General features: G+C 69.5%; 23 protein-coding genes and 1 tRNA gene. 17 read left to right on the top strand and 7 right to left on the bottom strand.

The window, feature by feature from the left end; all coding sequences use genetic code 11:
* The first annotated feature begins 81 nt into the window (after nucleotides 1-81).
* The 4 genes from C6N31_RS27345 to C6N31_RS27330 all read left to right on the top strand — a co-directional run bounded on the left by C6N31_RS27345 (nucleotide 82) and on the right by C6N31_RS27330 (nucleotide 1,814).
* Nucleotides 82-486 (top strand): hypothetical protein, encoded by a 405-nt coding sequence (locus C6N31_RS27345; protein WP_187144908.1) that lies wholly within the window; start codon nucleotides 82-84, stop codon nucleotides 484-486.
* Nucleotides 487-616: 130 nt separating this feature from the next.
* Nucleotides 617-772, top strand: coding sequence for a hypothetical protein (locus C6N31_RS27340; protein WP_187144907.1), 156 nt, complete (start codon nucleotides 617-619; stop codon nucleotides 770-772).
* Complete coding sequence (locus C6N31_RS27335; protein ID WP_138359351.1) at nucleotides 769-1,380, top strand: PRC-barrel domain-containing protein; 612 nt, start codon at nucleotides 769-771, stop codon at nucleotides 1,378-1,380. The genes C6N31_RS27340 and C6N31_RS27335 overlap by 4 nt, the downstream gene beginning before the upstream one ends.
* A complete protein-coding gene (locus tag C6N31_RS27330; protein ID WP_138359353.1) occupies nucleotides 1,380-1,814 on the top strand; it encodes a PRC-barrel domain-containing protein in 435 nt (144 codons plus the stop codon). Before C6N31_RS27335 ends, C6N31_RS27330 begins: the two co-directional genes overlap by 1 nt.
* Nucleotides 1,815-1,922: 108 nt before the next feature.
* On the opposite strand, the gene C6N31_RS27325 is transcribed toward C6N31_RS27330, so the two are convergent.
* The 5 genes from C6N31_RS27325 to C6N31_RS27305 form a co-directional block, all read right to left on the bottom strand.
* A complete protein-coding gene (locus tag C6N31_RS27325) occupies nucleotides 1,923-4,274 on the bottom strand; it encodes a right-handed parallel beta-helix repeat-containing protein (RefSeq protein WP_138354764.1) in 2,352 nt (783 codons plus the stop codon).
* Between the two features lie 3 nt (nucleotides 4,275-4,277).
* The gene (locus tag C6N31_RS27320) at nucleotides 4,278-6,587 is read right to left on the bottom strand and encodes a NosD domain-containing protein (protein ID WP_198358477.1); all 2,310 of its coding nucleotides are present in this window, start codon (nucleotides 6,585-6,587) and stop codon (nucleotides 4,278-4,280) included.
* A 72-nt stretch (nucleotides 6,588-6,659) separates the two neighbouring features.
* Entirely contained in the window at nucleotides 6,660-8,954 is a 2,295-nt protein-coding gene (locus C6N31_RS27315; protein WP_138354762.1) for a right-handed parallel beta-helix repeat-containing protein, read from the bottom strand.
* A 485-nt stretch (nucleotides 8,955-9,439) separates the two neighbouring features.
* The gene (locus tag C6N31_RS27310; RefSeq protein WP_198358476.1) at nucleotides 9,440-9,694 is read right to left on the bottom strand and encodes a hypothetical protein; all 255 of its coding nucleotides are present in this window, start codon (nucleotides 9,692-9,694) and stop codon (nucleotides 9,440-9,442) included.
* A 665-nt stretch (nucleotides 9,695-10,359) separates the two neighbouring features.
* Nucleotides 10,360-10,833 carry an NUDIX hydrolase gene (locus C6N31_RS27305; RefSeq protein WP_198358485.1) on the bottom strand — a complete coding sequence of 158 codons (474 nt, stop codon included), beginning with the start codon at nucleotides 10,831-10,833 and terminating at the stop codon, nucleotides 10,360-10,362.
* 18 nt (nucleotides 10,834-10,851) lie between these two features.
* Between C6N31_RS27305 and C6N31_RS27300 the strand changes: the two genes are divergently transcribed.
* The 13 genes from C6N31_RS27300 (at nucleotide 10,852) to C6N31_RS27240 (ending at nucleotide 19,821) form a co-directional block, all read left to right on the top strand.
* On the top strand, nucleotides 10,852-11,631 hold the full coding sequence (locus C6N31_RS27300) for a GntR family transcriptional regulator (protein WP_198358475.1): 780 nt from the start codon (nucleotides 10,852-10,854) through the stop codon (nucleotides 11,629-11,631).
* 137 nt (nucleotides 11,632-11,768) lie between these two features.
* Nucleotides 11,769-12,122, top strand: coding sequence for an SCO3933 family regulatory protein (locus C6N31_RS27295; RefSeq protein WP_164294355.1), 354 nt, complete (start codon nucleotides 11,769-11,771; stop codon nucleotides 12,120-12,122).
* Nucleotides 12,123-12,127: 5 nt separating this feature from the next.
* Nucleotides 12,128-13,498: an FtsK/SpoIIIE domain-containing protein gene (locus C6N31_RS27290; RefSeq protein ID WP_498063721.1), complete on the top strand. Its 1,371-nt coding sequence runs from the start codon at nucleotides 12,128-12,130 to the stop codon at nucleotides 13,496-13,498.
* Nucleotides 13,499-13,578: 80 nt separating this feature from the next.
* Nucleotides 13,579-13,755 carry a hypothetical protein gene (locus tag C6N31_RS27285; RefSeq protein WP_198358474.1) on the top strand — a complete coding sequence of 59 codons (177 nt, stop codon included), beginning with the start codon at nucleotides 13,579-13,581 and terminating at the stop codon, nucleotides 13,753-13,755.
* A gap of 81 nt (nucleotides 13,756-13,836) precedes the next feature.
* The gene (locus C6N31_RS27280; protein WP_198358473.1) at nucleotides 13,837-14,481 is read left to right on the top strand and encodes a DUF2637 domain-containing protein; all 645 of its coding nucleotides are present in this window, start codon (nucleotides 13,837-13,839) and stop codon (nucleotides 14,479-14,481) included.
* 14 nt (nucleotides 14,482-14,495) lie between these two features.
* The gene (locus C6N31_RS27275; protein ID WP_198358472.1) at nucleotides 14,496-14,687 is read left to right on the top strand and encodes a mobile element transfer protein; all 192 of its coding nucleotides are present in this window, start codon (nucleotides 14,496-14,498) and stop codon (nucleotides 14,685-14,687) included.
* Between the two features lie 21 nt (nucleotides 14,688-14,708).
* Nucleotides 14,709-14,906 (top strand): hypothetical protein, encoded by a 198-nt coding sequence (locus C6N31_RS27270; protein ID WP_198358471.1) that lies wholly within the window; start codon nucleotides 14,709-14,711, stop codon nucleotides 14,904-14,906.
* Nucleotides 14,907-14,925: 19 nt separating this feature from the next.
* The gene (locus C6N31_RS27265; protein WP_198358470.1) at nucleotides 14,926-15,243 is read left to right on the top strand and encodes a SpdD-like protein; all 318 of its coding nucleotides are present in this window, start codon (nucleotides 14,926-14,928) and stop codon (nucleotides 15,241-15,243) included.
* 97 nt (nucleotides 15,244-15,340) lie between these two features.
* Nucleotides 15,341-15,541 (top strand): hypothetical protein, encoded by a 201-nt coding sequence (locus C6N31_RS27260; protein WP_198358469.1) that lies wholly within the window; start codon nucleotides 15,341-15,343, stop codon nucleotides 15,539-15,541.
* Nucleotides 15,535-17,055 (top strand): DNA cytosine methyltransferase, encoded by a 1,521-nt coding sequence (locus tag C6N31_RS27255; RefSeq protein ID WP_198358468.1) that lies wholly within the window; start codon nucleotides 15,535-15,537, stop codon nucleotides 17,053-17,055. The genes C6N31_RS27260 and C6N31_RS27255 overlap by 7 nt, the downstream gene beginning before the upstream one ends.
* A complete protein-coding gene (repSA, locus tag C6N31_RS27250; protein ID WP_198358467.1) occupies nucleotides 17,052-18,446 on the top strand; it encodes a replication initiator protein RepSA in 1,395 nt (464 codons plus the stop codon). The genes C6N31_RS27255 and repSA overlap by 4 nt, the downstream gene beginning before the upstream one ends.
* A gap of 2 nt (nucleotides 18,447-18,448) precedes the next feature.
* Nucleotides 18,449-18,658: an excisionase family DNA-binding protein gene (locus C6N31_RS27245; protein ID WP_198358466.1), complete on the top strand. Its 210-nt coding sequence runs from the start codon at nucleotides 18,449-18,451 to the stop codon at nucleotides 18,656-18,658.
* The gene (locus tag C6N31_RS27240) at nucleotides 18,658-19,821 is read left to right on the top strand and encodes a tyrosine-type recombinase/integrase (RefSeq protein ID WP_198358465.1); all 1,164 of its coding nucleotides are present in this window, start codon (nucleotides 18,658-18,660) and stop codon (nucleotides 19,819-19,821) included. Before C6N31_RS27245 ends, C6N31_RS27240 begins: the two co-directional genes overlap by 1 nt.
* Nucleotides 19,822-19,916: 95 nt before the next feature.
* On the opposite strand, the gene C6N31_RS27235 is transcribed toward C6N31_RS27240, so the two are convergent.
* Both C6N31_RS27235 and C6N31_RS27230 read right to left on the bottom strand, forming a co-directional pair.
* A tRNA-Arg gene (locus C6N31_RS27235) sits at nucleotides 19,917-19,989 on the bottom strand.
* Between the two features lie 108 nt (nucleotides 19,990-20,097).
* On the bottom strand, nucleotides 20,098-20,583 hold the full coding sequence (locus C6N31_RS27230; protein ID WP_138354761.1) for a MarR family winged helix-turn-helix transcriptional regulator: 486 nt from the start codon (nucleotides 20,581-20,583) through the stop codon (nucleotides 20,098-20,100).
* Between the last annotated feature and the right edge of the window lie 88 nt (nucleotides 20,584-20,671).

The following is a 20,671-nucleotide window of genomic DNA, read 5'->3' as shown; positions in this document are numbered from 1 at the left end:
GGCCCGCCGCTCACCGGGTAGGCGCCGCAGCGACGGATTCGGCCACGTTCGGCCACCGTTCGACAACCGGAGGTGACTCGGATGCTGTTCCTGGGATTGGTGCTGCTCGCCGCGACCGGAACACTCACGGGACTATTGATCGCGGGCAACCTGGGCGGCGGGCCCGACTACACGGTCGCCCTGCTGGGCCATGACCTCATCACGATGAACTCGCTCTCCATCTTCTGCGCCGGCCTCGCCCTGGCCCTGGTCGGCTGCCTGAGCCTGCTGATGGCGGGCGAAGGCGCCGCGCTGCGCCGCCGCAAGGCGGTAAAGCTCAAGGAGGCGCGCAACGACGCGGCCGTGGCGGCCGCCGAGCGCGACGCCCTCGCCGCCCGGGTCGAGCAGCAGCGCACCGACAACGCCCACCCGGCGCGGACCTCCGCCCCGGAGATGCCGCTGCAGCAGCCGCGCAAGCACCGCGCGCCGCACGCGCTCGGCAGCTGACCGCGGGTCGTCGCCACCCAGGTCCCTCATCTCCCCTCCTCTTCTCCGCTCCCCGCGAGTGGGAGAGGGGGATCGGGGAAGGGGAGGAGAGGGCTACGGATTCTGCCGATTCTGCGGGGAGTGGTGCGCGATGGACTGGTGGATCTGGATCGTCGTCGTGGTGGCGGTCCTGCTGGTACTGGCCGGATCGGCGGCGGGCGTGCAGGCACGGCGCCGCAGCGGTGGGGTGATCGCGGTACGCCGCGGCGCCATCGGCCGGCGGGCCGGGAAGGGACGCGTGAAATGACCGCGCCGACGCACGAGCCCGGGCCCGCTTCCTCTTCCGCGATGATGCTCGCCTCGGAGATCACCAAGCGGCCGGTCGTGACACTGGCCGGTGCGGCTGTCGCGCAGGTCAAGGACCTCGTCTTCGACGGCACGGCCGGCCGGATCGCCGGCTTCACCCTGAGCGGCCGCGGCCTGCTCTCCGGACCGCTGCGGCACAGCCTGCCGTGGTCGGGGGTGCACGGGCTCGGCCACGACGCCGTGATGATCAAGGACGAGAGCGTCTTCGAGAGCAGGGCCGACGTCCTGGAACGCGGCTCCGCCGGCCGCGGCGACGTACTCGGCTCGCGGGTGCTGACCGACGGTGGCACCGACCTGGGCAGGATCTCCGACGTCGTCGTCGAGGTCGTCGAGGGCACCACGGCCCACGTCGTGGGCTACGAGATCGCCTCCTCGGACGCCCTCGACCGGCAGGGGCGCAAGGTGTTCATCCCGCTCTCCGAGACCACCGCGGTCTCCGGTGAGGCACTGGTCATCCCGGCGGCCGCGGCCGAGTTCGTCGCCGACGACCTTCCCGGGTTCGCGGCGGCGGTCCAGGCGTACCGCGCCCGCCGCAGGACGGAGGTCTGATGCTCTTCTCGGAAACGGCCGGCCGCCAGGTGGTCAGCGCCACCGAGGCCCGCACGGTCGGCATCGTCGACGGTTTCGTCGTCGACCCGGCGACGGCCTCCGTCGTGGCCCTGCGGCTCAAGAAGACCGACGGCTCCGGCGACACCCTCGTCTGGGAGCACATCCACGCCATCGGACCCGACGCCGTCATCGTCCGCTCCGGCGCCACCCTCGGCACCCCCTCGGGCGAACTGGCCCCTCTCGCCGACAAGCACCGTTCCCTGCCGGGCAAACGCGTCCTCGACGAACGCGGCGAGGCCCTCGGCACCGTCTCCGACGTCGACTTCGACGCCGACACCGGCGCGCTCCTCACCATCCGCACCACGACCGGCGACCACCCCGGCAAACGCGTCCTGGGCCTCGGCCCCTACGCCCTGATCCTCCGCGAACCCTGACCACCCCGCCCGCGACGCACCCCGCCCGCGACGCACCCCGCCCGCGACGCACCGCGGCCCGGCCCCCGCCGAAGCGGGGACCGGGCCGCGGTGGTGTGCTCCCGGGGATCAGGGGGCGTAGTAGCCGTTGAGGTCGGCGATGAGCTCGACGCTGCCCGCACTCGCGTTGTAGAAGCTGTTCATGCCCGCTTCGTTGTTCGCGACGACCACCTGATTCGCGATGGTCTGCCCGGCCGTCCAGTTCAGGTTGGAGACGGTCGGACGGGCGGAGTCCCGCGGGTAGACCGTCATGAAGCCGATCTGGGTGCCCTGTGTCACCGTGACGTTCAAGGACACTGCCTCAGCGTTCGAGTAAGCGACGTCCCGGACGCCCTGGGTCTGATGGCCGCCGACCGGCGCGGCCGGTATCCATTCACCGACACCGTCCGCGAACCACGGTGCCCGGGTGTCGATCACCCGGTGCGGTGCTACGGCGTGGAACTTGTCGCCGCCGGACGCGGTGAAGTAGCCGGTCACGTCCGCGAGCACCTGTACACCGTCGCTGTGGTTGTAGAACGACACCTTGCCGTCCTTGACCGGAACGGTCACCAGGTTCGGGATCGTCTGCCCCTTCGACCAGTTGAGGCTCGAAGCGGTCGGACGGTCGGTGCCGTGCGGGTACACCGTCAGGAAGCCACCGCTCTTGGGCTCGGTCGCGGTGACGTTCAAGGTCACTGCGGTCAGGCCACTGGCCGGGATGCCCTTGACGCCGGCCACCTGCAGGTCAACCGTGGCACCGGATCCCAGCGGGCCCTTGGGGGCGCCCACCGCGGACCGGGTGTCGAGGAGTCGGGACGGCGTGGTCGGCGTGAAGCCGCTTCCGGTGGTGCTGAAGTAGCCGAGCAGGTCGGCGAGCACGTGCACGGTTCCCGCGCTGCCGTTGTAGAACGACACCTTGCCGTCCTTCACCTGCACGGTCACCAGGTTCGGAATCGTCTGGCCCGGGGTCCAGTTCAGGTTCGACGCCGTCGGCCGGTCATCACCGTGCGGGTACACGGTGAGGAAGCCGCCCGCGACCGGCTCGGTGACCGTCACGTTCATGGTCACCGCCGTGACGCCGTCCGCCGGCACACCGTGCTGGCCGGCGACCGGCAGTTCGACGGTGCCGCCCGCCGGGACGGTACCCCCGGTGGTGCCGGTGCCGTCACGGGTGTCGAGGACCCGGACCGGGCCGATCGGTGTGTAGCGCGTACCGAAGTTGTCCTGTTCCATCGCCCCGCGATCCCGGTGGCCGGAGCCGGTGCCGGTGTCGGCGACCCACGGGTCGTCGACGGCGCGGGTCCCGACACGGTCCGTGGTGGGCATACCCGGCGCGTTCTCGTCCGCCGAGTCGATGAGCGGGGAAGGCGTTCCGCCGGAGTCACCCACCCAGGTCTCCAGCGTGACGTCGCCGATGAGGTCGTGGTCGCCCTGGCCCGTGGCGGCGGTGAAAGCGGACACGTTGTCGTACGTCGTGTCGGCCCAACTGTAGGCGGGACCGTCGTCCTTCGAGTCGAAGGCGTTGTAGGCGACCTTCGTACCGCTCGTCGCCGCGGTGTCCACGCGCAGACCGGCGACCGTGCCGCCCCCCGCACAGGGCTGTTCGCCCGTGTCGGAATGCGTGATCACGTTGTTCTCGACGACCGCGCCGGTGGATGCACCGGCCAGCCCGATCGCGTCCTGGCACCCGGCGGAGATGGTGTTGGCGACGATCACGGTGCCGGGTGCGGCGTCGGCCACAATGCCGGTGAGGTGGGTGCTGAAGATCAGATTGCCGGCGATGACCGTGCCCTGGACCCCGGGGTCCATCTTGGCGAATCCGTCCCTGGTTATTTCGTTGTTCCGGAGGATCCGCACCGATGATGCGGCCCCCGCGATCCGGACAGTGGGCCAGCTGGCTACGTCACCCGCCGCCAGGCCGCCCGCGAGCTGGTTGCGGGAGATCGTGATGTCGGAGCCGCCATTGACCAGTACCGCCTCCTGCTTGGCGGACAACGTCATCTCAAGAATCCGGATGTGCTCCGCACCGGAGAGCAGGAACGCATGGGCCTTCGAGCTGCCCAGGCCGCCGCCCACGGTGGTGGGGTTGTCGCGGTACTGGCCGGGCCCGCCCATTCCTGTGAAGGTGATCGGGGCCTCGGCCGTGCCCGAGCGGGTGACGGTGACCTGCTCCGGGTAGTCGCCCTCGGCGACATGCACCGTCTCGCCGGGCAGCACCTTCGCGGCGGCGGCCGAGATGGTGCAGTACGGCTGCGCCGGCGTGCCCTGACCGGCGTTGGAGCAGTGCGCACCGGCTGCGTTGTTGACGTACAGATTCACGACGGCCGCCGCCGCGCCCCCGGTACCGAGGGCGGGCAGCGCGACCGCGCCGAGCAGGAGAGCGCCGGTCAGGGCGCCTACGCGTGTCTTGATGGGGTCTCCAGGAGCTGAAAGGTATGGCATGGCTCAGACCGCCTGGTAGCCGAATTGGTCGACCACGAGGTGGATCGGCTTCGTGCTGCCGTTGTAGAAGGCGACCTTGCCGCCCTTGCCCACCTTCACCACGACCGCGTTGGGGATGGTCTCCCCGGCGTTCCAGTTCAGGTTGGACGCGAGCGGACGGGCCTGGCCCGACGGGTACACCGTCAGGAAGCCGCCGGCGCCGGGCTGGGTGACGGTGACGTTGAGCGTCAGGCCCGTGACCCAGGGCAGGCAGTTGGTAATTTCGAGGGTGCCGCCGGCGGGGATGGCGGACGCCGGGCGCGTCTTGTCCGTGCAGCCGTCGGTGGTCGGCTCCCGGGTGTCCATGAGCCGCTCGGTGAAGTAGCTCCGGTAGGTGTTGTGCCCGGTGGCGTCGAAGTAGCCGGCCACGTCGGCGATGACCTGGGTGGTGTTGCCGCCGCCCGCGACGTAGAGCGCGACCTTGCCGTCCACGACCGGGACCGTCACCAGGTTGGCGATGGTCTTCCCGGCCGGCCAGTTGATGTTCGACGCCGTCGGGCGGGCCTGGCCGTGCGGATACACCGTGAGGAACCCCTGACCGGTGGAGCCGGTCACCGTGACGTTCAGGGTCACGGCCGTCACGCCACTGGCCGGTACGCCCTTGGCGCCCGTCACCTGCAGGTTCACCGTGCCGCCGGCCTTGACGGCGCCCTTGGGGGCGCCGGTGCCGTCGCGGGTGTCCAGGGCGCGTGCCGGGCTGGTCTCATGGAAGACGCTGCCCTTGGCGCTGTAGTAGCCCTCCACGTCGGCGATCACGTGGGCGCCCATGCCGGCGCCGAAGTACTCGAACGTGACCTTGCCGTCCTCGCTGACCGGCACGGTGACCAGGTTCGCGATGGTCTCGCCCGCGGTCCAGTTGAGGACCGACGACAAGGACCCCGTCCCGGCCGCGAACACTTTCAGATAGCCCGCGCCGGTCGAACCGGTCACGGTGACGTTCAGGGTCACCGCGGTGACCCCGGCCGCCGGGACGCCGGCCTTGCCGCCCAGCTGAACGTCCATCCACGAGTTCAGCAGCCCCTTGGGAGCGCCGGTGCCGTCACGGGTGTCCAGGACACGGGTCGGCCCGGCAGGCGTGTACACGCTGCCGAGGTTCCCCATCTCCTCCGCACCGCGGTCCCGGTAGCCCGACCCCGTACCCGTGTTGGGCGTGATCGGGTCGTCGAGCGCGGCTGTCCTGTAGACGTCGGTGGTGAGCATCCCCGGGGCGTTCTCGTCGGCCGAGTCGACCGTCGGGAGCGGCTTGGCGTGCCGGTCGCCCTCGTTGGGGACGGTCGGGTCGGCGAAGACGTCCCGTGCGCCCTGTCCGGTGGCGGTGGTGAACGCCGCACGGTTGGCGTACTTGGTACCCGACCAGTTGTAGGCCTGCTCGCCGTTGGACGTGTTGATGACGTTGTAGTCGGTCTTGGTACCGGGCACGGATGCGGCCTCGACCATGACCCGGGTGGTCGCGGAGCAGCCGTCCGAGGTTCCCGAATAGTTGTCCGTCGTGACGACGTTGTTCTCGATCGTCGCGTTCGGCGACGTACCGGCCAGCACGATGCCGTCCTGGCAGTGGCTGTAGACCGAGTTGCCCACGATGACCGTGTTCGGCGCGTCCGTGACCGAAATGCCCCTGACGTTCGCGTTGAGGCTGTTCCCGGTCACCACGGTGCGCCGGGCACCGGCCTCGACAGCGACGCCGGCGCCGGAGTTGGCCCAGAGGTTGAACTTCCCGAGCGTGACGTCCTCGGACGCTCCGGTCACGCGCAGCGCGACCGACTGGGCCCCGGCCACCGTGCCGTTGATGACGGAGACGTCCTTGGAGCCCTCGACGTGCACGCCTTCGTCGACGGCGTCGAAGTTGAGGTCCTTGATCCTGATGTGCTCGGCGTTGGTGACGGACAGCGCCCGCGCCGTCCCCCCGGTCGCTTCGTAGCTGCCGATGATCGCGGCGTCCTGTATCGATCCCCACTCGGAGACATCGCCGGTGAAGGTGATCGGGGCCGCGGCCGTACCGGACTTCGTGATGCTGACCTGCTCGGGGTACGTCCCCGTCGCGATGTGCACCGTCTGGCCCGGCAGCGAGGCGTCGGCCGCGGCCTGGACGGTGCAGAACGGCTGGTCCTGCAGTCCGGTGCCGGCGTTCGAGCAGTGGGCCGCGGCCGCGTTGTCCACGTAGATGTTGGCCGGGACGGCTGCGGCGCCCGGTGCTCCGGCGGCCGGCAGTGCGATGGCTCCGAGAAGTACGGCAGCGCTGAGCATGCCTGTTCGCGTCTTGATGATGCCCCCCATGGGCGAAGAGATGAAGTGCCGAAAGCGGCCCCACCGCCCGGAGGCGGTGGGGCCGCATCAGCGCGGCAGGACCTAGAGGGCCTGGTAGCCGAAGACGTCGATCACCAGGTGCACCGCACCCTTGCTGCCGTTGTAGAACGAGACCTTGCCGTTGGCCCCGACCGGGACGACGACCTGGTTCGGAATCGTCTGGCCCGGGGTCCAGTTGATGTTCGACGCAAGCGGACGCTGCGCGCCGGCCGGGTAGGCCGTCAGGAAGCCGCCGGCCGCGGGCTGCGTGACGGTGACGTTCAGTACGACGGAGGTGGCGGGAACGGGCAGCGCCGACAGGGTCAGGGTGGCGCCGGGGGCGACGGTCCCCGCCTTGCGGATCAGCTCGCCTTCCTCGTACTGGTCGGAGCGGGTGTCCATGATCCGCCAGGGGCCGACGGGCCGGTAGGTGTTGTACCCCTTGGCGCTGTAGTAGCCGGCCACATCGGCGATCACGTCGACGCTTCCGGTGGGACCGCCGGCGTAGAACGAGACCTTGCCGTCGATCACCGGGACCGTGACGAGGTTGGCGATGGTCGTGCCCGGGGTCCAGTTGACGTTCGACGCGGTCGGACGCTCCTGGCCGTGCGGGTAGACGGTCAGGAAACCGCCGCCGACCGGGTTCGTCACGGTGACGTTCAGGGTGACCGCGGTGACGCCCTGCGCGGGTACGCCCTTGACGCCGGCCACCTGGAGGTCGACGGCGCCGCCCTGCGCGACCGGGGCCTTGACGCCGCCGGTGCCGGTGCCGTCACGGGTGTCGAGCACCCGGGACGGGCCTGCCGAGGTGAAGACGCTGCCCTTGGCGCTGTAGTAGCCGGCCAGGTCGGCGATCACATCGACGGCGCCCGCGGTGCCGCCGGCGTAGAAGGAGACCTTGCCGTCGACCACGGGGACCGTGACGAGGTTGGCGATGGTCGTCCCCGGCGTCCAGTTGAGGTTGGACGCGGTCGGGCGCTGCGCGCCGTGCGGGAACACCGTCAGGAATCCGCCGCTGGAGGGCTTGGCCACGGTGACGTTGAGCGTCACCGCCTGGACGCCGGTGGCCGGAAGGCCCGCGACACCGGCGAGCTGCAGGTCGACCGAGGAACCGGTGTGGACCGGCGCCTTGACGCCGCCGGTGCCGACGCCCTCGCGGGTGTCGAGCACGCGGGTCGGGCCGGCCGGGGTGTAGACGCCGCCGAAGTTCTGGAACTCCATCGCGCCGCGGTCGTGGAATCCGCTTCCGGTACCGGTGTTCGGCACGACCGGGTCGTCCAGCGTCGGCCAGCCCCAGGCGTCCAGGTCGATGACGCCGGGCGCGTTCTCGTCCGCCGAGTCCACCCAGGGGGCGATCTGCGGGGACTTGCCGTCGTACGGCATGGTGGGATCGGCGACGAAGTCGTGGGTGCCCTGGCCGGTCGCGGTCGTGAAGGCGGCCCGGTCCTTGTACGTCGTGCCGGCCCAGTCGTAGGCCGGGCCGCCGCTGGTCGGGCTGATGACGTTGTAGTCGACCTTCGCGGTCGGCGCTGCCGCCGCCGAGATGGTCAGCCCGGTGTCCGAGTCACCTGCCTTGCAGGGCTTGGTCGGGTAGTCGGCGGTGTCGCCCGTGTCGATCACGTTGTTCTCGACAACCGCGTCGGTCGAGGCGCCGGCGAGGGTGATCCCGTCGTTGCAGTGCGACTGCACCGTGTTGCCGACGACGACGGTGCCGGGCGAGCCCAGCGCCACGATCCGGGTGTCGACCTGATTGGTGCTGACGACCGTGCCGGTCGCGCCCTCGTCGACCAGGACGCCGGGGCCGTCGCTGCCACCGAGCTGGGATCCCGCGATGGTCACCTTGCTGGAGCCGGTGCTGACGCGCACCGCGGCGGTGCCCTCATAGCCGCCCCACGTGTTCGCCCGGGTCACCGAGACGTCGGTCGCGTGGTCGAAGAGGATCGGCTCGAGGGTGCCGGTGATGGACAGGTTCTGGACCCGGATGTGCTGAGCCCCCGCGACCAGCAGCCCGTTCTCGGGTGTCGGAGCGTCAGGGTTGCCGATGGACACCCGGTCGTCGGAGTCGTCCCGGTCGACCGTCGTGTGCACGAAGGTGATCGGCGCGTCCGCGGTGCCGGACCTGGTGAGCTTCAGCTTCTGCGGATAGTCACCCCGCGAGATGTGCACCGTCTGGCCCGGCAGCGAGACGTCCGCCGCGGCCTGGACGGTGCAGAAGGGTGCGGCCTGCGTGCCGGTGCCGCCGTTCGTGCAGTGGGCGCCGGCGGCGTTGTTGACATAGAGATCGGTGGTCGCCGCGTTCGCGCTGACCTGCCCTACGGCAGGGATCGCGAGCGCGGCGAGGAGTGCGGCGCCGGTCACGGCGCCGATACGAGTCTTGATAGTGCCCCCCCAAGGGCGTGAACGGGATGTCCCGTCGGCCGACTCGGCGGGAGTCCCCACCCTCGGCAGTCAGCCGAGCCGGATCATTTCACACGATTCACACAGGCACCATTGGTATCCCGACCACTTCGCCGCCCACGCGAAAGGCCCTCCCGTCAGTGCTGACGGGAGGGCCTCGCGGATGGTGTGCCCCAGGCAGGATTCGAACCTGCGACACCAGCTTTAGGAGGACGGGTGTCGAGGATCCGCGCTGACCTGCGCTAGGCGGGTGCTGGGCACGATCCCGTTCCGGAACTGCCCGCTACCGCGATTCCCCGTGAGTCCCCGCCCGATCTGGCACGGCTGTGGCACGGCTCCTCGATACGAACTACGGGCGCGACGGTCGCTGCGGTCTGTCGGGCGCCGTTGTTGTCACTCGGCGATGTCAGATCCCAGCTGCGCACCCCCCACCGTCGGGCGTCTCATCAGTTGGTTGCGGCCACCCCTACCGCCGTGATCAGAGCGATGGTTCCAAAGACCGCGCACACCCATCCGCACACGAGGTATGCCTTCTGCGCGAAGGGCACGTGCACTGATTGGCCGAGGCGCGGCGGCTCCTGCTTCCACTGGCGCTGCCTGTAGATGAGGTAGAACCCTCCCAGCAGGAACCCTGCCGCTATGAGGAACAGATGGCTCGGCGAAGGTGAATCCTGCTGTGCTGCGGCGTAGTCGCGGATCATGTCCCACCCCTGTATGGCTGATGTCGCTGGTGATCACCTCACGATCGGATCCGTGACGTCAAGGGCTGGCGGTCCGTCAGGGTGGTGAAGCGGCTTTGTCCGGCACGCTCGCCACGATGCTCCTGCCTGCCATCCCGTCTGCCGTCGTCCCACACTTCGTGGAGCGGGCGTGGTTCAGGGCGTCAAGGTGGAGCGCGCCACTGTACGAACGACCTTGACGCCCTGGGCCGCGACTGCTCGGCTCTGCCTGGGACGACGGTGGACGGGATGGCAGCTCCCACCTTCACCACGTACGACCTGCGGTCGCCGTCCGGGTTTCCGCCATCCCAGAGTCGGAGCGCCCCCGCCGGAGGCACTGCCTGTACCTGTCGGCTGGTACTGCGCGCCACCGCCTACCCCGAATCCCCGGACCTGTGCTTTCCCCACCTTGTGGGCGCGGACGGCGGCCGGCGCGGTCCGCCGGTGGCGCAGACATGGAGGCGAGGCCGCGCCGGGCGACGGCCGGCGCCGCCGCGCTGTGCGCGGCCCTGATCTCCCTGAGAGAAGACTGCCTTGCAGACCCTGGAGGCCCGGAGCTACGGGCCAGCGGCGAGCGCAGCGAGTCGCCTTGATCTAGTAGAGAAACTCCTACCGCGCAGGATGCGGCCGTCTTGCTCTCGGCGTCGTTAGAGGTCCATGGAGCTGGTCAGCTTGCGCCCATCGTGTGCGCGGACATGAGGAGCGTCATCGCGGAGTGCGTCGGTGATGCGCACGGCGTATACCTCGCCCATGCTGGCGATCACCTCGTCCGGGGTCAGCCACTCGACCGCGATGGACTCGTCGGAGAGCTGCTCCTGGCCGCCCTCGGGACGGCAGCGGAACACGATGGCGACGATCCCGCGCGCCGTGTTCTTGTACACCCCGGTCAGCCGCTCGACCTGGATCTTGATGCCGGTCTCCTCGTAGACCTCCCGACGAACGCCGTCCTCAAGGGTCTCGGTGAGTTCCAGTACACCGCCGGGCGGCTCCCACGTTCCGTTGTCGGCGCGCTTGATTGCCAGGACACGCCCGTCTTGCCGTACGACGACTCCGGCCACAGACACGGAGTGGAGAGGCGTTGACGTGGCTTCGTGGCGGCTGTTACTCATGTACAGGAGAATAGGAGACAGGGAAGGACTATGGCGAGTGCTGAGGTGGCTTCTACGGCCCAGGCGAAGTACCTGCTGATCGCAGGTGACCTCGCCGCACAGATCCGGGCAGGCACGTTGGCGCCCGGCGATGCCGTGCCGAGTGAAGCGGACCTGATGGCCCGCTATACCGCCGCTTCCGGCACCGTACGCAAGGCAGTCGCGGAGCTGCGTACGGCTCAACTGATCGAGACCCACCATGGGCGGGGATCGTTCGTCCGCTCCCGTCCGCCTGTGCAGCGGAAGTCCTCCGACCGCTTCCGTCGGGCCCACCGCAAGGCAGGGAAGGCCGCCTACCTGGCAGAAGCTGAGCAGTCCGGTGGCAAACCTGGCGTGAACGTCCTCTTCATCGGACCGGTTGACGCTCCGCCTGAGATCGCAGTGAGGTTGGACGTGCCGGCCGGAACGAAGGTGCTGGCACGCAAGCGCCGGTACTTCCGCGATGGCACTCCGACGGAGGAAGCGACCTCCTACCTGCCGTGGGACGTGGTGAAGGACATCCCGGAGATGTTCGCCGAGAACCCCGGTGGTGGCGGGATCTACGCGCGCCTTGAAGAGCACGGCCACACCCTTGCGGAGTTCACGGAGACCGTGCGGGCGCGGCTGGCGACCAAGCCTGAGACGTCTGCCTTGGCTCTCAGCCCAGGCTCCCCGGTGATCCATCTCGTACGGGATGCGATGACACACGAGGGCCGCGTAGTCGAGGTCTGCGACACGATCATGGCCGCTGACCAGTTCGTTCTGGACTACCGCTTCCCTGCGGGCGATTGATCGCCCATCAGATCTGACAACCCGCCACAAGATTCTTTCTAGTGGCGGGTTGACTCATGTACAGGAGTCGGGCACTCTTCTAATCACTACTCCTGTACATGAGTGCAGGAGGGTGTCACTTCTAGAGGAGTGCGATCGTGCGTCAGATCCCCGTAGACGTGAACGCTGCGACCGTGATGGTGGCGCAGCCTCCGCAGACGAAGATGAAGGACAAGAAGAACGGCGTGATGGCCGTCGACAGCGACACTGGCCAGCCGCTCAAGACGGTGGACGTGATGTTCGTGGCCAACGGTGAGGCCGAGGTCATGACCGTGACGGTGGTCGAGTCGGGCATTACCGGTGAGCTGGTCATGGGCACGCTGGTGGCGCTGACGGGTCTGGTGGCCCGGCCGTGGGAGAACGAGTTCAACGGCACCAAGCGGCACGGGATCGCCTTCCGAGCCGCTGCGGTTACCGCGATCTCTGCGGCTACCTCGAACGGCAAGGGCTGATCGGCGTGCGGGGGACATTAGTCCTGGTCCTGCTGGCGCTCGTGGTTGCCGGGGTGGTGCTGCTTCGGTCGAAGCGTCCGGCTTGGTACTGGATGACCTTCGGCGCTCTGGTGGCGCTGGTCCGGATCGCCTTCACCTACAACTCGGTGATGGAGGCGTGCGGGCTGACCGTTCCGCCGTCTCGGTTGCGTCTGGTGCTGGCTCGGATGGCCCGCCGGGAAGTCCCGCCGGACCGCCCACCGCGACTCCTGCGGACCCGGGTCACCCGTACCGGATTGGTCCTGCGCCTGGGACTGCGCCCGGGACAGGACGCCTTCGACGTCGCCGCCTCGACCGATCGCCTACGGCACTCCTTCCGCGCCTACGGCGTCACCTCCCGGGAGCTCCGGGCGGGTGTGGTCGAGCTGCGGATGACCGGGTACGACGTGCTCAAGCGGGTGCAGATGCCGGCTAAGACCGACCGCGGCACCATGCGGGTTCCGGTGGCGCTGCGTGATGACGGCTCGGTCCAGTACCGCGACTACCGCCAGATCCCGCACGCCCTGAACCTCGGCGCCACTCAGTCCGGCAAGTCCGTCTACCAACGCAACCTCGTCAAAGAGCTCGCTGCGCAGCGTGTAGCGCTGGTCGGGATCGACTGCAAACAGGCCGTCGAACTCGCCCCGCTGGCCCGCCGCTTCTCCGCCCTCGCTGACAACCCCGACAGTGCGGTACTCCTGCTGGAAGCCCTCGTGGACCGGATGGCCGGCACGTACCGGATCATCCGGCGTGAGCAGCGCATCAGTGCGGACATCCCGGATGCGGAGATCACCGCCGACATCTGGGGCCTGCCCGAGAAGATGCGGCCGGTGCCGGTGGTCGTCGTGATTGATGAGGTGGCTGAGCTGGCGTTGTGGGCGAACACGGCAGAGAAGAAGCGCCGGGATCGGATCATCACCGCTCTGGTTCGGCTCGCTCAGCTCGGCCGTGCCGCCGGGATCTACCTGGAGGTGTGCGGGCAGCGCTTCGGGTCCGAACTCGGTGACGGAATCACCATGCTCCGAGCCCAGTTGACCGGCCGCACCTCGCACCGGGTCAACGATGAAGCCTCGGCGAAGATGGCCTTTGGCGACATCTCCCCGGACGCTGTCCTGTCCGTCCAAGCGATCTCTGCCGAACGTCCCGGGACCGCGATCGTGGGCGACTACTCCGGCGGCTGGTACCGCACCCGCACCCCGCACACCACCCTCCGCCAGGCCGTCACCGCCTGCAACGAGACCGCGCACCTGACCCCGGACCTGCCCGAGCTGGCAGCCTTCCGGCCCGTGCTGCCCCCGCTCGTCACCGCTGGACCGCCGTCGCTGATCAAGCTCCGGCCCCGCCCGGTCACCGAGTAACACCCCTTCGCCCCACCGGTCGGCGCGACCACCCCGCGCCAGGTCCCTACCCCGCCCATGCCTCGATCGGAGAGGTCGCCATGACCGCACGGAAGGCCACCACCCGCCGCACCACCGCCAAAGCCCCGCCGAAGTGCCAGGTCTGCAAGGGCACCGGAGAGGTCGCCGTCCCGGTCAAGGTCGGCCGCAAGCAACGGATCACCGACGACCAGCAGGTCGGGATGTGCCTGACCTGTTTCGGCTCCGGCGAAGCCTGATCCCTCGATCCCTGGTGCCGGGCGGCCGGACCCGTTCCCCGCCCGGCATCAGCCCCCACACCTTGAAGGAGGTGAACGACCATGCGTCTTTTGATCCGTCCCGATGCGGTTCTCGTGCAAGCGGTCATCGCCGGCGCCCTGTCCTTCGCCCACCTGCACGACATCGCCAACGCCGCCGGACAACACGGCTGGAAGGCATGGGCCTACCCGATCAGCGTCGATCTGCTCCTGGTCGCAGCCTGGCACCGCCTGCGGACCCTGCGAGCCGCTGACAGCCCGGCACGGTCCGCGTGGATCTGGTTCGCCGTCGCCCTGGTCGCCTCACTCGGCGCCAACGTCGCCACCGCCGGACTCCTCGACCTGCACCAGGTCCCCGCCTGGCTGCGGATCCTCGTCGCCGGATGGCCCGCGCTGGCCTTCCTCGGCGGAACCTTCCTCGCCCACAACCCCGTACCCCAGGCCGAACCCCAGGTGCTCGCGCCGGCCGACTGTGACCCCGAACCGTCCATCGGCCTCGAACCGGTCCGGGAAGAGGTGGCCGCTCCTGAGCATGCCCCGGCTCTGCCTCCGGCTCCTGTTCCCGCTCCTGGGCTGGTCGCTCATGCCCGCAAGGTCGCCGCCGACCACCTCACAGCCACCGGAACCCCGATCGACCTCGACACCCTCACCGCCCGTCTCGGTGTCCCCGCTCAACTCGCCCAGTCCATCGCCGCCCAACTCACCTGAAAGGACAACCGCCCATGGCCCGTAACGAGAACTTCCACTCCGTCTCCCACGTCGGCCCGGTCCAGATCGGCACCTACCGCGATCACCTCGGCCGCACCCGGCACGCCGCCGCCTGCACCAACGACGGCTGCGGCTGGTCCTCGGACTACTCCAGCCGCGCCGCCGCCTCCCTCGCCGCCCGCACTCACCGCTGCCGCGTCCGCTGACCCCGGAAAGGACCACTCCTCATGCCCGAGTCCGTGCCGTTCTGGTTCGCCATCGCTGTCGTCGGCTACCTCGGCTACAAGCTCGCCCGCCCGCCCATGTGGCTCGTGATCGTCCTTCTCATTGCCGGGTTCCTGCTCGCGAACAGCTTCCTCGCCCCGGTCATCGAGTCCGGCACCACGACCGGCGTCTCCGTCGTCACCCCGACCACCCAACCCTGATCCGGAAGGAAGTCCCGCCATGTTCCGACCGCAGATCCCGACCATGCCCACCGCCACGTTCACCACCCCGCAGCACACGGCCCCGGTCGTCGCTCAGCACTCGGCCTGCGCCTGCCAGCACCCGACCACCGCGCCGGCCCCCCTCCCGTCCCGCCCGCCGGTTCGACTCACCCCGGCCGGCCTGGTCGCCGTCGTCGGTGGCGGTGTCGCTGCCGTCCTGGTCGTCGGCGCCGTCCTGGTCTCCCTGCTCCTGGCCGTCGCCATCACCGCCGCCTCGATCGCGGTCTGCGCCGTCGTCCTGCGCTCCCTGCTCAAGACCGAGCACCACCGCCGCTAACCGGCTCCCGGGGTGGCACACAGCCGCCAAGCAACGGCCACCCCGAGAGCCCGCACCTCCCGCCCGTCCCGAAAGACCGACAAGGAGAAAACCCATTATGTCCAGCCTGACTGTGCCCTCCCCGCGCGTGTGCCAGGACTGCGACGGCTTCCCCGTCGTCGCGATCACCACCGGCACCCGGCTGCGCAACGGCTCCCGCGCCACCCTGCGCGTCACCTGCAACGGATGCCACGGCACCGGCACCACGCCCGCCCGTCGCCCGGTCCGCCTGTCGGTGTCGGCAGGTGCCTCGTGCTGACCTACGTCGACTTCTTCGCCGGCCTCGGCGGCTCGTCCTTCGGCGCCTCCCTCGTCCCCGGCATCCAACCGGTGCTGGCCGCGAACCACTGGGACCGGGCGATTGCCTCGCACTCGGTCAACTTTCCCGCCGTCGATCACTTCCAGGGTGACCTGCACGCCGCCGACGTGGCCGGCTTCCCCGCCGCCGACTTGTTCTGGGCTTCACCCGAATGCCCGAAGTGGTCCAACGCACGCGGTAAGCAACGGGACTTCGACAAGCAACCCGACCTGTTCGGCGAGACATTGCCCGACCCGGCCGCCGACCGCTCCCGCGCCCTGATGTGGGACGTACCGCGGTACCTCGAATCCTGCGCCGCACGCGGCCGCCCCGTCCTGGCCGGTGTGGTCGAGAACGTCATCGACGTCCGCGCCTGGGACCTCTGGCAGCCCTGGCGCGACCGCATCCGTCTCCTGGGCTATGACACGAAGTTGATCGCGCTGAACTCCATGCACGCCACCCCGGTTCGGACCGCCTTCGCCCCGCAGTCCCGCGATCGGCTCTACCTCGCCTACTGGCGCCGCTCCCTGGGCCGGACTCCGGACTGGGACAAGTGGCTGCGCCCGTCGGCCTGGTGCCCGACTTGTGAGAGGACGGTTCGGGCGGTGCAGGCGTTCAAGAACCTGCGGCGTGACATGGGCCGTTACCGCTCGCAGTACGCCTACCGGTGCCCGAACACGGCCTGCCGCAACACCATCGTGGAACCCGTCGTCCGCTCGGCCGCGACCGCGATCGACTGGGCGCTTGCCGGTACCCCGATCGGGGACCGACCCAAGGGGCTGTCGCCCAAGACCCTCGCCCGCATCCAAGCCGGACTGGATCGCTACGCGCTGCCCGTGACCGTCCCGGCTGGCGGCACCTGGCGGGACTCGGCCGCACCGGTCACCGACCCCATGCCCACCAGCACGACCACCGAGAACGACGCCCTCGCAGTACCTCCGCTCCTCGTGCCGGTGGAAGGGCGAGACGGCAAGTACGCCTCGCCGGCCGCCGACCCGCTGCGCACGCAGACCGCCCGCAACGAGACCGGGCTGGCCTGGCTGCCGTTCATCGCCGAACTGCGCGGCGGCTCCTCCGATGCCCGACCCATCACCGACGCCCTCGCAACCGTCACAGCATCCGGCAACCACCACGGCCTCGTCACCCCCGCCGACCCGGCCGACCACCTGCTCGTTCCGTACTACCGGACCGGCATGGCCAAGACCGTCGCTGAGCCGATCGGGACTCTGTCCACCCGGGATCGCTTCGCCCTGGTGCGGACTGCGGTGGATCTGGACAGCGTGTTGTTCCGGATGCTCGAACCCGCCGAGATCGGCCGGGCGATGGCCTTCCGCGATTCGTACATGGTGCTGGGCACCAAGCGGGAGAAGGTCCGCCAGTACGGCAACGCCGTCACCCCACCCGTCGCGGAGGTCCTCCTGTCGGCGCTCGTCGAGGCCGTCACGGGAACGGATCTGGATCGGGGGTGCGTGTGACCGACACCGCGACCCTCGCGGGCCTGGACCCGGCCACCTGGGGCGATCTGCTCTCGGTGGCCGGGGATCCGGGTTTCCACCGCTGGCACCACCAAGTCACCCGCACCGGCGGCTGCTCCAACCCCATCCACCTGCGCGGCTTCACCCGCACCAGCGACCGGACCACCGGTCAGACCCTCCACACCTACTCGACCGCTGACGAGCCGGGTGGGCGGTTACGGCTGGCCTGCGGCAACCGACGGGCCTCGCGCTGCGAACCGTGCGCCGCCGTCTACGCCGCCGACACCTACCACCTGATCCGCGCCGGGCTGGCAGGAGACGACAGCAAGGACGTTCCCGGCACGGTGCGCGACCACCCCCGGGTCTTCGCCACCTTCACCGCTCCGTCGTTCGGCCCGGTCCACAACCAGCCCAGTTCCCGGCGCTGCCAGTGCGGTACCGCCCACCCGGACGGGGACGATCTGTTGGGAACGCCGCTGCATCCGGAGCGGTACGACTACGCGGGCGCCGTGCTCTTCAACAACCACGCGGGCGACCTGTGGATGAGATTCACCAACCGACTCCGCCGAGAGATCGCCGCCAGGGCGGGCCTGACCCAACGGGAACTGTCGGAAGTCGCACGAGTCTCGTACGGGAAGGTCGCCGAGTTCCAGAAGCGCGGGGCTGTTCACTTCCACGCCGTGATCCGCCTCGACGGGCCCGAAGGCCAGGACGCGCCCCCGGCCTGGGCCACCACCGATCTCCTGACCGACTGCATCCGGGCCGCAGCCATCCACACCTACACGACCATCACCGTGCCGGCCGCACCGGACGCCGGATACCCGGACCCGTGGGTTCTGCGCTGGGGCACCCAGCTCGACATCCGACCCATCCGGGCGTTCGGTGCGGGGGAGGACGTGAGTGAACAGGCGGTCGCCTCGTACGTGGCGAAGTACGCCACCAAAGCCGCCGAGTCCACCGGCACTGTTGATCGACGTGTCGGGAACCTCGAAGCGCTCGACCTCCTCGGCGTCCCGCCGCACCCGCGCCGGCTGATCGAAGCCTGCTTCGACCTGGACCGCGTCTTCCCCGACCGGAAGCTTCTGGCCTGGGCGCACATGCTCGGCTTCCGGGGGCACTTCTCGTCCAAGTCCCGCCGCTACTCGACCACTCTCGGCGCCCTCCGACAGGTTCGGGCGGACTACCGCGCCGCGGAGCAACGCGAAGCCCTCGGTCTGCCCGACTACACCCACGATCCGACCGTGCTCGTCATGGCTGACTGGCAGTACGCGGGCCAGGGCCACACCCCCGGTGAATCGCTGCTCGCGGCCAGCGTCGCCCGGGACCTGCGCATCAACCGCGAAACCGCCCGCGAAGCCCTACGCGAGATCCAGACGGAAGGGGAGTGGTGACCATGGATCGACTCCTGAGCGTTGAGCAGGTGGCGGAACGGCTCGGCACCACCGTGCGCTTCCCCCGGCGGCTGATCGAGGAACGGCGGATCACGTTCGTCAAGGTCGGGCGTCACGTCCGCATCCCCGAGAGCGCCGTTGACTCGTTCGTTCTGGCGAACACCGTGCAGCCGATCCGGGTGCGCCGGATCACCTACGGGAGGGCCGCCTGATGGCCAACGGGAAGGGCAAACGGCGGCGGTTCGGCTCGGTTCGACAGCTCCCGTCCGGCCGCTGGCAGGTGCGCTATCCAGATCCCGAGACCGGGGAGACTCGGACGGGGGAGGAGACGTTTCCGACCAAGACTGACGCTGACCTGGCTCTGGTGCAGATTGAGGCGGACATCAGCCGCAATCAGTGGACTGATCCTGACGCGGGCAAGGTGAGCTTCGAGGACTTCGCCACTGGCTGGCTCAAGGACCGGAAGCTGGAGGAGAGCACCCGCGAGCGCTATGAGACCGTGCTGCGGCTGCACATCCTGCCGGCCCTGGGCACGGCGACCGTGGAGGAGATCACGCCTCCTCGGGTGCGCGCCTGGCGTACGGGTCTGCTGGCGGTGACGGGCGAGCCGACCGTGGTCAAGGCGTACCAAATGCTGCGGGCCATTCTGAATACGGCCGTGGATGACGAACTGATCCGCCGGAATCCGTGCCGGATCAAGGGTGCGGACGCCTACGAGGTGCCGGAGCGCCCGGTGCTCACCGTGCCGGAGGTCTACGCGGTCGCTGCCGCGATCAGCTTGCGCTGGCGGGCCCTGGTGCTGCTCACCGCGTTCACGACCCTGCGCTTCGGGGAGCTGGCCGCGCTCCGGCGCCGGGATATCGACCTGGAAGCGCGCGTGGTCCGGGTCAAGCGGCAGCAGGCCGAGTTGAACAGTGGCCGGCTGTTCGACAAGGCGCCCAAGAGCCGTGCGGGATTCCGGCCAGTGGCGTTCCCAGTGGAGATCATGCCCGACCTGGTGGATCACCTGGAGTGCTTCGTCGGCAAGAAGCCGAACGCGCATGTCTTCATCGGGCCTCGCGGCGGCAAGCTGCGGCGCAGCAACTTCCGGGATGACTGGCTGGAGGCCCGCGCCCGTGCCGGGATCACTGAGGACGTGCACTTCCACGATCTGCGGCACACGGGGAACACCCTTGCCTCGCAGAGCGGGGCCAGTACCCGGGAGCTGATGACCCGCATGGGACACAGCACCACCCGGGCGGCGCTGATCTACCAGCACATGGCCAGCGAGCGGGACCGGGTGATCGCCGACCACATGGGCGCGGCGGTCCGGAAGGCACTGGACAAGCAAGATCCACCGGCCGCATCTGGCACGGACGTGGCACGGCCGGACTGACCGGCTTCCGCAATCGAACAACGACTGAGGGCCAGGTTCCCGGGACTAACCCGGTGACCTGGCCCTCAGTGCGTCATGTGCCGCTGACGCGGGTGTGCCCCAGGCAGGATTCGAACCTGCGACACCAGCTTTAGGAGAGCTGTGCTCTATCCCCTGAGCTACTGGGGCGGGGTGAGGACAGGTTAGCGGATTCGGGGCGCCCGGCGCTGGCGGGTCCCGGCGGCCGCGGTGTCGGACGGCCGCGATGTCGGGCGGCCGCGGTGTCGGGCGGCCGGGTTACTCGGGGGTGGGGTCGGCCGCCGGGTCCGGGGTGGCCGCGTCCAGGGTGGTGGTCAGGTGGTGGAGGCGCGTGCGCAGGTCGGTCAGGTCGGTGAGGGTGAGGCCGGTGGCCGTCGCGATCTGTTCCGGGACCCGCTGGGCGCGCTCGCGCAGGGCGTCGCCCGCGGTGGTGAGGCGGACGGTGACCGAGCGCTCGTCGAGGGCGCTGCGCTCGCGCTGGACCAGGCCTGCGGCCTCCAGGCGCTTCAGGAGCGGGGAGAGGGTGCCGGAGTCGAGGCGCAGATGCTCGCCGATCTTCTTGACGGGCAGCTCGCCGTGTTCCCACAGGACCAGCATCACCAGGTACTGGGGGTAGGTCAGGGCGAGGTCGCGCAGCGCCGTCCGGTAGAGGCTGCCGAACGCTCTGGACGCCGCGTGCAGCGCGAAGCAGATCTGGTTGTCCAGTCGCAGGTATTCGGCGGGTGCCGTTTCGGTCGTCCTCATGTAACCAGCGTACCCTTTAGTTGTGCACAATTGAGTTGTGTGCTCTAGTAGTGCTGAGCGCGGCCCGGGGCAACCGGGCCGTGAAGTG

The sequence above is a fragment of the Streptomyces fildesensis genome, assembly GCF_016107395.1.
GTDB lineage: Bacteria > Actinomycetota > Actinomycetes > Streptomycetales > Streptomycetaceae > Actinacidiphila > Actinacidiphila fildesensis.
This window is presented reverse-complemented; position numbering and strand designations above follow the sequence as displayed.